The 10,399-nt window shown below is 38.5% G+C and carries 11 protein-coding genes, 5 tRNA genes and 1 riboswitch; of the genes, 14 read left to right on the forward strand and 2 right to left on the reverse strand.

The window, feature by feature from the left end; all coding sequences use genetic code 11:
- Window positions 1–152: 152 nt before the first annotated feature.
- Entirely contained in the window at window positions 153–836 is a 684-nt protein-coding gene (locus H5975_RS05865; protein WP_204785273.1) for a VIT1/CCC1 transporter family protein, read from the forward strand.
- Window positions 837–852: 16 nt separating this feature from the next.
- The gene (locus tag H5975_RS05870) at window positions 853–1,551 is read left to right on the forward strand and encodes a VIT1/CCC1 transporter family protein (protein WP_178660139.1); all 699 of its coding nucleotides are present in this window, start codon (window positions 853–855) and stop codon (window positions 1,549–1,551) included.
- A 90-nt stretch (window positions 1,552–1,641) separates the two neighbouring features.
- On the opposite strand, the gene H5975_RS05875 is transcribed toward H5975_RS05870, so the two are convergent.
- Window positions 1,642–2,547, reverse strand: a complete 906-nt coding sequence (locus H5975_RS05875; RefSeq protein ID WP_204785274.1) for a cation diffusion facilitator family transporter — start codon at window positions 2,545–2,547, stop codon at window positions 1,642–1,644.
- A gap of 136 nt (window positions 2,548–2,683) precedes the next feature.
- Between H5975_RS05875 and H5975_RS05880 the strand changes: the two genes are divergently transcribed.
- The 4 genes from H5975_RS05880 (at window position 2,684) to H5975_RS05895 (ending at window position 5,420) form a co-directional block, all read left to right on the forward strand.
- Window positions 2,684–3,340 (forward strand): metal-dependent transcriptional regulator, encoded by a 657-nt coding sequence (locus tag H5975_RS05880; protein ID WP_204785275.1) that lies wholly within the window; start codon window positions 2,684–2,686, stop codon window positions 3,338–3,340.
- Window positions 3,341–3,448: 108 nt separating this feature from the next.
- The gene (locus H5975_RS05885; protein WP_178660133.1) at window positions 3,449–4,201 is read left to right on the forward strand and encodes a threonine/serine exporter family protein; all 753 of its coding nucleotides are present in this window, start codon (window positions 3,449–3,451) and stop codon (window positions 4,199–4,201) included.
- A gap of 11 nt (window positions 4,202–4,212) precedes the next feature.
- Window positions 4,213–4,668, forward strand: a complete 456-nt coding sequence (locus H5975_RS05890; RefSeq protein WP_428832686.1) for a threonine/serine exporter family protein — start codon at window positions 4,213–4,215, stop codon at window positions 4,666–4,668.
- Between the two features lie 77 nt (window positions 4,669–4,745).
- The gene (locus H5975_RS05895; RefSeq protein ID WP_204785276.1) at window positions 4,746–5,420 is read left to right on the forward strand and encodes a phosphatase PAP2 family protein; all 675 of its coding nucleotides are present in this window, start codon (window positions 4,746–4,748) and stop codon (window positions 5,418–5,420) included.
- A gap of 133 nt (window positions 5,421–5,553) precedes the next feature.
- Here H5975_RS05895 and H5975_RS05900 read toward each other — a convergent pair whose 3' ends face one another.
- A complete protein-coding gene (locus tag H5975_RS05900; protein ID WP_204785277.1) occupies window positions 5,554–6,357 on the reverse strand; it encodes an alpha/beta hydrolase in 804 nt (267 codons plus the stop codon).
- Between the two features lie 42 nt (window positions 6,358–6,399).
- On the opposite strand from H5975_RS05900, the gene H5975_RS05905 reads away from it, so the two are divergent.
- The 8 genes from H5975_RS05905 (at window position 6,400) to H5975_RS05940 (ending at window position 10,099) form a co-directional block, all read left to right on the forward strand.
- On the forward strand, window positions 6,400–6,855 hold the full coding sequence (locus H5975_RS05905; protein ID WP_204785278.1) for a GNAT family N-acetyltransferase: 456 nt from the start codon (window positions 6,400–6,402) through the stop codon (window positions 6,853–6,855).
- 42 nt (window positions 6,856–6,897) lie between these two features.
- A riboswitch (Lysine riboswitch) is annotated at window positions 6,898–7,073 on the forward strand.
- 94 nt (window positions 7,074–7,167) lie between these two features.
- Window positions 7,168–8,616: an amino acid permease gene (locus H5975_RS05910; RefSeq protein ID WP_204785279.1), complete on the forward strand. Its 1,449-nt coding sequence runs from the start codon at window positions 7,168–7,170 to the stop codon at window positions 8,614–8,616.
- Window positions 8,617–8,799: 183 nt separating this feature from the next.
- Window positions 8,800–9,441 (forward strand): deoxynucleoside kinase, encoded by a 642-nt coding sequence (locus tag H5975_RS05915; RefSeq protein ID WP_178660124.1) that lies wholly within the window; start codon window positions 8,800–8,802, stop codon window positions 9,439–9,441.
- Window positions 9,442–9,490: 49 nt separating this feature from the next.
- Window positions 9,491–9,563, forward strand: a tRNA-Val gene (locus H5975_RS05920).
- A 5-nt stretch (window positions 9,564–9,568) separates the two neighbouring features.
- Window positions 9,569–9,651: transfer RNA gene (locus H5975_RS05925), tRNA-Leu, on the forward strand.
- A gap of 155 nt (window positions 9,652–9,806) precedes the next feature.
- Window positions 9,807–9,878 (forward strand) — tRNA-Gly (locus H5975_RS05930).
- Window positions 9,879–9,883: 5 nt separating this feature from the next.
- Window positions 9,884–9,957, forward strand: a tRNA-Arg gene (locus H5975_RS05935).
- A gap of 68 nt (window positions 9,958–10,025) precedes the next feature.
- Window positions 10,026–10,099 (forward strand) — tRNA-Pro (locus tag H5975_RS05940).
- The last annotated feature ends 300 nt before the right edge of the window (window positions 10,100–10,399 follow it).

Consider the following 10,399-nt stretch of genomic DNA (forward strand, 5'->3'; position numbering starts at 1 on the left):
CTTATTTAACTGTTAACTTAAATATTACAATCTACGATATGGAAATATAGATTAAAATTATTCCACTTTGGCAAAAAAATATATACAAAGGCCTTTTATTTTAACCCTCATTAAATTATAATGATTCTAAATTGGTGAGGAGGGAATTTCGAATGGCAAAGAAAATGTCATTAGCACAAAAGATCAATGTCTTACGGGCCACTGTTATGGGAGCTAACGACGGTATTATCTCTGTTGCAGCAATTGTTATTGGGGTTGCTGCTGCTACTAATAACAGCTATTCCATTTTAATTTCTGGTCTGTCAGGTAGTCTGGCCGGAACAATTTCAATGTGTATGGGTGAATACGTTTCTGTTAGTAGTGAGAAGGATTCACAACGAAAAGCGATTGCTGAAGAACAGCAACGTTTGAAATTAGACCCTGAGGGTGAATATGAATATGTTAGGCAAAAATATTTAGATCAAGACATCAATCCTGACCTAGCTTCGCAAGCGGCTCGAGAGTTGATGGATAAGGACTCATTAGCAACTGGTGTGCAAGAACGGTACGGGTTTAATCCTCGTGAATTTACAAGCCCATATGCTGCGGCTATTTCATCATTTATTTCATTCCCACTAGGTTCAGTTTTACCAATGGTTGCGGTAATGCTGTTTCCACCTGCTCAGCGGATTTTCGCTACGATGGTCGCTGTTACTATAGCGTTAGTGATTACTGGATATCTAGCAGCAGTGCTAGGGAATAATCCACAGCGATTAAAGTCAGTTATTCGTAATACTATTTCTGGTTTACTAACAATGGGTGTAACGTTCCTAATTGGGATGTTACTGAAGCGTTAAATGGGGGTAGCAAGAAATGGATATTCGAAAGACTAAAACTAAGCAAAAGCAAACAATGCAAGAAAAATTAAATACCCTGCGTGCGGGTGTTTTAGGATCTAACGATGGAATATTAACTGTTGTTGGTGTTCTAGTATCTGTTGCCGCAGCTACCACCGATAAATTCACCATTTTTATTGCTGGCTTATCTGATTTATTGGCCTGTGCGTTTTCAATGGCCTGCGGTGAATATGCTTCTGTTAGTACGCAAAAAGATACTGAGAAATCAGCAGTGGCAAGAGAAAATGAATTACTAAAGAGTAATTATCAAGCTGAATTAGATGCTGTTACAAAGCATTACGTTGATAAAGGTGTTTCAAAGGGTACTTCTGAAGCAATTGCGAAGGATTTATTAGAAAAAAAGCCGTTGGAGACAGTGGTTCGTGTTAAATATGATATTGAACTAGGACACTATCTTAATCCCTGGGATGCTGCATTTGCTTCCCTATTTGCAGCAGCCGCTGGTGGATTACTACCCTTGATGGCAATGACATTTGTTCCTGGAAGTGTAATGAAGTGGGTTGCAACAATCTTAGCAGTGGCCTTAACTAGTGCTTTAACAGGATTTATTAGCTCTAAACTTGGTAATGGGCTCGTTAAAATCGCTGTTATTCGAAACATTGTGATTGGATTAATTACTATTACTATTCACTATGGTGTTGGTAAATTGTTCTAATCAATTTATGGATATATTAATTTGAAAATTGAATTAAAAGGGTGCCGGCTGAAAAGTCGACACCCTCTTTTTATCCTATTTTGTATTATTCTAATGACATAAGTGAATTTCATCATCATTAGTATCAAATAACGTTTCATCTCTACCACGCTGGCATTCTGCTTGAATAGTTACATGGTTAATGTTGTACTTAGATTCTAATAAATGTTCAATTTGACGGTAAATATGCTCACATTCGCTAATTTTCATATCGTGACAATTAATGTGTGCTGAAAAGATAATGCGGTGCTCATCCATTGACCAGGCATGGAGATGGTGAACCCCTTCTATACCATCAATAGCAAGAATATCTTTTTGAATGGCATCGTAATCTAATTGTGGAGCTGATTGCATTAGAATTGAAATAGTTTGCTTGATAATTGGCCAAGCCTCAAATGCAATGTAAAGTGCGACCGCAATTGTTAGTAGTGGATCCAACCAAGGAACGTTAATGTACATCAGGATAATGGCCCCGATAATTACAGCCACTGACGATAAGCTATCACTTAATACGTGAAGATAAGTTGCTTTGATATTTAAACTATCGTGGCTGCCTGCATGAAGTAGAACAGCGGACAATAAGTTGGCGATTAGACCAACAACGGCAACAATAAGCATTATCTTACCGTTGATATGGGCAGGATGTTGTAAACGCTGAATCGCTTCAACGATCAAGAAAATTGACATGACGATTAGGAAAAGAGCATTTAAAAATGCGGAAAGAATTTCAGCCCGCCGGTAACCAAATGTTCTTCGGCTATTTTCTGGGCGGCCCGAGATAACTTGGGCAACGTAACCCATTACAATTGATAACGAATCGCCTAAATTGTGGAAAGCATCTGAAAGCAGTGCCAAACTGCCTGATACAACACCACCAATGATTTCAACCACGGTAATCGTGGCATTTAAAAGAGTGACGGCCAGAAACCGACGACCGTTGACTTTTCTTTTATCCATACGGAAAAGCTCCTTAGAAAATATTTTATAAAAATAAAGTTAGGTAATCCAAACTTACTGCCTTAATAATATGATATAATCATTTTATGTTCAACTTGAAAAGTAACTTATTATGAAAGAAGGCTGATGGCGATAAATGACGCCAATGAAAGAAGACTATCTCAAAATTATTTTTGAGTTAGGTGGAGTCAAGAAAAAAGTTTCTAATAAAGATATCTCATTGGGATTAGGAATAGCAGCAGGTTCTGTGACGGAAATGATTACCAAATTAGCGGATGAAGGGTTAGTATCACACGAACCATATGCAGGAATTTCTTTAACTCCAGATGGAGTGAAATTAGCCGCTGAGTTAGTTCGAAAGCACCGACTGTGGGAAACATTTTTAGTTGATAAATTAGGCTATAACGTCGCCGATGTTCACCCTGAAGCAGAGGTTTTGGAACATCAAACGAGCGACCGACTAGCTGCTGCTTTGGACACTTTCCTTGATCATCCTACTAATTGCCCTCATGGAGGAGTTATCCCTTCCGCCACTGGCAATTATTCTGATGTTAGTCACCGTTTGTTGGCTGATGGTCAAGACGGTGAAGAGGTAATGATTGAGCGCTTTTTAGATAATCATGAACTCTTGGTATATTTACATGATCTTGGCTTGAAACTGCATGACCGCGTTACGATAATTAAACACGAACCATTTGAAGGCCCTGTTGTTGTTCGTAAGGCTGGCAGTGACCAAGATATCATGGTATCTTTTAAAGCATCACACAATATCTTTATTAATGAAACAAAATAGTTAAATGAAAGGCTGACGACTGTCAGTCTTTTTTTGTTGAATTAACTATCTTTTTAATATAGAAAAGTGGATAATGAGTAGTGGTTAATTAGGAAGGGTGGTTTGAGTATGGCAAATTATAATCCAAAATTATTGGCAATGAATTGTTCACTTCTGGCAGGGCAGTTGTTAATTGAAAATGGTGCTAATATGGAACGTGTCAACGATACAATGTACCGAATTGCTGAAAACGCTGGGTTACATTCTTTTCAAGCCTTTACTACTGTTACCGGGATCGTAGTGTCTGCTGAGCACCAACCAAATGCACAAGCAGTTGATATTCGGGCTCGTCATAATGACCTCAGTAAGGTAGCACGGGTCAATGAGATTTCACGACAGTTTGCAACGAAAGAAATCACCCTTAGTGAAATGTATAATCAATTAAAACGGGTTGATAAAGGAACTCCTCAATTATCAATATTGACACAATGCCTTGGGGCAGCGGTGCTGAGTTTATCACTAATGATTGTGTTTACTGGTGATGTCCGTGACAGTTGGGCTGCCTTTATTATTGGTGGCTCATGTTACTGGTTATATTTGTACCTATTATGGAAGTTTAAGGTTAAATATATGGGAGAATTTGTCTCTTCGCTGTTGATTGGGGTATTAGCTATTTTAACTACTAAATTAGGCTGGACTAGTAACCTTAACGACATCATTATTGGTAGTGTGATGCCACTGGTTCCTGGTGTTCCGTTAACTAACGCAGCGCGGGACCTGGTTTCCGGTAATTTAATCAGTGGCCCTACAAGAGCATTAGAAGCAATCATTACCGCAATGGCGATTGGTTGTGCGATTGTAATTGTATTACGTTATGCATAGGAGGTGGCAGGGTGATTTGGCATTTAGCAATGGAATTTATTTTAGCTGATATCTCTACCATTTGTTTCGGTGTATTGATGAACATCCCTAAACGAGCGTACATTCCTGGTGGAATTATTGGTGGCTTGGTCTGGATCCTATATGTGATTATGTATTATCAATTGCACTTTGGCTTAGCGATGAGTAATTTGTTGGCAGCTATTATGATTTCAATATTAAGCTTAATGGCGGCCCGTAAATTTCGTTTACCAATGATTATTTTCAACGTTCCCGCATTAGTATCCTTTGTTCCTGGTGGCCAGTCATATCAAGTTGTTCGGAACTTTGTTTTAGGAAATTATGGGACGGCAGTGTCATATTTGTACCAGGTGATAGTTATTGCTGGAGCAATTACCCTTGGCTTTGGGCTTGGTGATGTGATTAATGCTGCCCTCCATTATCGTCCTAAAAAATGGAAAAATCGGTAATGATTCAATTAATCACTACATGACGGTGATTAATTTGTGTTATACTCAACAAGACTAATCCAACAGGAGACGAATTTATGATAATTGAAAAAGATTCTGGACGATGGAAACGCCTAGTTGTGAGTGGGGTACTTTTCATTGTCGTTGCAGCTATGATTTATAAAAATTCAATGTTAAGTGGAACAATTGATACTGTTTTGCAAGCATTATTTGCCAGCTCACATCCTAATGTTCATACTGGTGGGCGGACACTCATGATTATCATTAGCTTCTTGGGCAGTCCTAAAATGGATATTTTATGGACATTGATTATTGCCTTTTTCTTGTGGGGCTTTAAATATAAGATTCCTGCATTATGGGCAATTTGTACAGTTCTGAGTGGAGATGTGATTGGCTTTGTCGTTAAACACATTATTAAGCGAGCACGTCCAGCTCAACACATGGCTAAAGATAATGGTTATAGTTTTCCAAGTGGCCACGTATTAGGCTTTTTCTTGGTTGCAGCGGTGCTCTTCTTAGTTGTAATTCCTTTATTTAGAAGTGCTGCTCTGCGAGTGATTTGCCAGTTGCTACTGATTGTTTTTATTGCACTGCTGGCGGTATCAAGAGTTTACTTATTAGCTCACTATCCATTTGATACAATCGGTGCAATGTTGTTAGCCTACACATGGGTTCAGATTGCTGAATATTTGTATGTGGCAATTGCACCACGAATTAGTGGTTGGAGAATCGTTCACCATTCATATTATTAAACAAGGGAACGTGACAGAAGTTCGTTTTGAACCTCGTAAACAAGAATAGGGTCCAAGCTTTCGAAATTACCGAATGCTTGGACCCATTTGTGTATCATACTGTGCTTTCTAGCATATATAGGACTAGTGCAATTTAGTATTCTTGTAACCATTCATCAGCGAGAGTGACCCAATGAGCAACATGTGGTTGACTGCCATCTTTATGATGAGCAACTAATTTATTAGCAATATCCATTCCATGAGGCCCATGAGTAAATAAATGTATTTCCTGGGAAATATGGTGACGTTTTAGCGCTAATGAATAATTGATAGAATTTTGAACTGGCACCATCGGGTCATCCATCGTGTGCCAGATAAAAGTTGGAACGTTCGAATCGTTGACGTGCTTGCTAGCCTGATACCGATTGGGGTCATCAGTCCATTTTTCAATAACGGTTGGTGAAGTTGGAAATCCAGCATCGAGATCAATTACTGGGTATCCTAAGATGATCTTTGTTGGCTGAAGAATATCGGTATTAATTCCAGTTAAATCGGCGAGCCAATCAGTGGACCAGTAGTCATTGTATAATGCAGCTATATGCCCGCCTGCAGAGAAGCCCAATATAAACAACCGGCTACTTAGATGCCATTGTTGACGATGGGCCTTAACGGCTTGCACTGCAAGACTTAAATCAATTAATGGTTGGGGATAAAGCGGGGAATGCTCATTGATAAAAGTATAGCGAAGAATAAACGTCTGGTATCCTTTGGTAGCAAAAGCAATGGCAGTTTTTTCACTTTCTTCGGTGGTAATGTGTGTCATTGAGCCACCTGGTACAATAATTAATGGAGGAAATTCTTGCCAAGGGCTTTTTGGCGTTGGCGTTTGCAGGTATGCCGTCAGAGTTGCATTTGTAAAGTGATCTTGATCAGCTAACGAAATGGTTTCAATCTTCATGGTAATGAATCCTCTCAAATAGAATATTTAGGTAATTATATAATGAAAAATCATGAACAATCAAAATTAGCGGTTTGTGTCCGTCAATTAAAAATGACGGATCAAAAGGAACTCTTGAAATTATTGCAGACAAGTCCCGCAGCGCAAGAAGCGGGACTTCGGCTAATGGCGGATGAATCAACCCAACAATGGGCAGTCCAAAATTGGTTACAACAGGATGACTTTTATGGTATTTGGGTTCGGTCAAAGTTAATCGGGGGAATTGCCTGTTTTCCATATCTTGACGGATCAGAGCTAGGATATTTTCTCCATAAAAACTTTCAGGGACAACACATCATGACAATGGCACTCAAACAATTTTTATCAATGACCTCATATTGCTGTTTATACGCAGAAGTTGCGGTAACTAATTTGCCTTCACAACATGTTTTACTTAATAATAATTTCAAGCTGATTTCTCATAATCAGGAACAATTAACTTATCGATGGTTAAGATAAAACTTGTTAGTTTTCTGAATTCATGTATAATATTGTTTGTTACATATAAGAAGAGGTTGCACAAGCCATCAGTACTTCATTTATGGTTGGTAAAGACAAACGGATGGAGAAAAGGGGCTTGTGCCGAAATCAACGTTAGTTTACCCTGGCGCTGGTTGGGACGTTATCCGAAAGGGTACGGACTGTCGTAAGAATACTTACGGAGCGCTTCAAAGATTCCGATTAATAATGGTCTTCTTTTGAGTGCGCTCAAGGGAAGGTTTTTTAGATTGGAGGATTAATGTGGCAAAAGAAAAAGAGCAGACAGGACAAATGCAACGATCACTGAAAACACGGCACCTGTCAATGATTGCCCTAGGAGGTTCCATTGGGACCGGTTTATTTATTGCAAGTGGGTCGGCAATTACTTCTGCAGGTCCCGGAGGAGCATTGATTGCCTACACTGTCATGGGAATTATGGTTTACTTTTTGATGACCAGCTTGGCAGAAATGGCAACTTACATTCCGTTAACTGGGTCATTTGCAGCCTATGCAAGTAAGTTTGTTAGTCCAGCATTAGGTTTTGCACTAGGCTGGAACTATTGGTTGAATTGTGCGATTACTGTACCAGTGGAAGCAACTACGGTTGGATTAGTCATGAACTTTTGGTTTCCACATATACCATCATGGGTATTTAGTGCGATTACTTTTGCTTTAATATTCTTGATTAACTACTTGTCAGTTAAGTCATATGGTGAAACTGAATTCTGGCTGGCGTTAGTAAAGGTTATTACAGTAATTGTATTTTTGATTGTTGGTGTTTTAGTTATTTTGGGAATCATGGGTGGCCGTGGCCCAGTTGATTTACAAAACTTTACTTACAAAAAAGCACCGTTTGTTCATGGAATTTCCGGAATTGTGAATGTCTTCTTAGTAGCTGGATTCTCTTTCCAAGGGACGGAAATGATTGGGATTGCTGCTGGTGAATCAGAAAATCCAGAGAAGAGTGTTCCAGAAGCCATCAAATCAACATTCTGGAGAATCTTATTGTTCTATATTTGTACGATTTTTGTAATTGCATGTATTTTGCCTTACACAGACAAGAACCTACTAAGTTCAAACGTTACTGATGTTGTTACTAGTCCATTCACGTTGGTCTTTAAGCGGGCGGGACTAGCTGCAGCTGCCAGTGTTATGAACACCGTTATCCTAGTTGCAGTTTTGTCATCAGCAAACTCATGGATGTATGCTTCAACCCGAATGCTGTTTTCACAGGCACGGGAAGGATTCGCTTGGCGGATGTTTGGCTATGTTAATAAACGAGGAATTCCAATTTATAGTTTAGTTGGAACTACGGTGATAGGTCTCTTGATTTGGTTTACACAATTCATTGGTCCCCAAGCATATAATTACTTAATTGGTGCTTCCGGTTTATCAGGATTTATTGCTTGGTTAGGGATTGCAATTAGTCATTACCGTTTTAGACGAGCATTCATTAAGCAAGGTCATGATGTTAGTGAATTGAAATATCATGCGACATTGTTCCCGTTTGGCCCTATTTTTGCGCTCATTTTATGTGTAGTCGTTATTTTATGTCAAAACTTGGATGCATTTGTTAAGTTGGATTGGCAAAGTATTGCCGTTACTTACATGACGATTCCAATTTTCATTATTCTTTATTTGTACTATAAATTACGGTATGGTAGTCATTTAATTCCGTTAGATCAAGTTGATTTATCGCGTAAAACTAAGGGTGAAAGCTACGAGGCTTCAGATCAATAGTTTGTTTGCTATTAAGTTCGGCTAATCAGTGTCGAACTTTTTTATTTTCGATTAATCCGCATTGTATAAAGGATTAATGACTTTTAATTGGATTTTCTTGAAAGATATATCAACAGGCGGAGAGATTTAATGATACAATGTATTTTGTCGCTTTAAGCAAAAAGAGTTGAGGGGTATTAAATTATGATCGTTTTAGCCGGAACAATCGGAGCAGGCAAGACAAGCTTAACTAAACTATTATCACAGCATTTAAACAGTCAGCCGTTTTTTGAATCGGTTGATGATAATCCGATTTTACCGTTGTTTTATAAGAACCCTCAAAAATATGGCTTTTTATTGCAGATTTACTTTTTAAATCGCCGTTTAGATGAAATTAAAGGTTCTTTTGACAACGACTTGAATGTTTTGGATCGTTCGATCTTTGAGGATTCTTTGCTATTTAAGCTGAATGCAGACTTAGGTCGGGCAACCCAAACTGAATCAAACATCTATACTTCATTATTGAATAACATGATGGAAGAATTGCCGGATGAACAGCACCAAAAAGCGCCTAATTTGTTAATTCATATTCAAGTATCTTTTGATACAATGCTTGATCGAATTAAAAAGCGGGGACGTTCATTTGAACAGATCGATAAAGACCCAAGTCTTTATAATTACTATAAAGAATTGAATGAACGCTATCAAAAATGGTATGACCAATATGACTTAAGCCCTAAGATGGTCATAGATGGCGATAAGTATGATTTTGTGGAGGATGATCAGGCAGCTAGTGATGTTCTCCGTCAAATCGATCAAAAATTAGAGAGTCTGAACTTAAAATAGTTATTGACAATCAAAATTAACTAGCTTAAACTTATTTAAGTTAGTTTATGGAGGATTAGCTCAGTTGGGAGAGCATCTGCCTTACAAGCAGGAGGTCACAGGTTCGAGCCCTGTATCCTCCATTGATGCGGATATGGCGGAACTGGCAGACGCGCAAGATTTAGGTTCTTGTGTCTTTATGGCGTGGAGGTTCGAATCCTCTTATCCGCATTATGGAAAAAAGCGTTAACGATTTTTCGTTATCGCTTTTTATGTTGATGAAAATAAAAATGATTTTTTTACTTTTTAATATTGACGCGGACTAATAAAACTAGTATTATTAAACACTGTTGAAGGGATTCAACAAAATAACTTAATAAGCTTTTGCGGAAGTAGTTCAGTGGTAGAACATCACCTTGCCATGGTGGGGGTCGCGGGTTCGAATCCCGTCTTCCGCTTTTTTGCACCCATAGCGCAATTGGATAGAGTGTCTGACTACGAATCAGAAGGTTGCAGGTTCGACTCCTGCTGGGTGCATTCATCTTAGTAAGCGTGGCAGAATTCTTTTAAGAATGTTTGCTGCGCTTCTTTTGTAAGATGAGTTTCGGAAATTAGCTCAGCTTGGTAGAGCGCTGCGTTCGGGACGCAGAGGTCGCAAGTTCGAATCTTGTATTTCCGACTTAAAACCGATAATTAACGGTGAAGTGCTAATCAAACTGTTGAGTAAATCGTTGATTGGAGACATGATCTCTGGTTGGCGATTTTATTGTACTATTAGAGGCTAGTTGATTGTTATGACTTCAAAATTCGGCTCTACATCATTTAGTGTTGGTTTAACAAAATCGTGAAATTTTCGCTAAATTGGTATATTTTTACGAGTTACATACTTTTAGGGTATGTGACTCTTTTATTTTACTGTAATTTTATGATTAATAATCAAGTAGATTCGTGTTTTAAAAGTTGTGAAATTCCGATAGCC

Origin of the sequence: Limosilactobacillus coleohominis, from assembly GCF_016901675.1 — a bacterium.
Taxonomy (GTDB): Bacteria; Bacillota; Bacilli; order Lactobacillales; family Lactobacillaceae; genus Limosilactobacillus; species Limosilactobacillus intestinavium.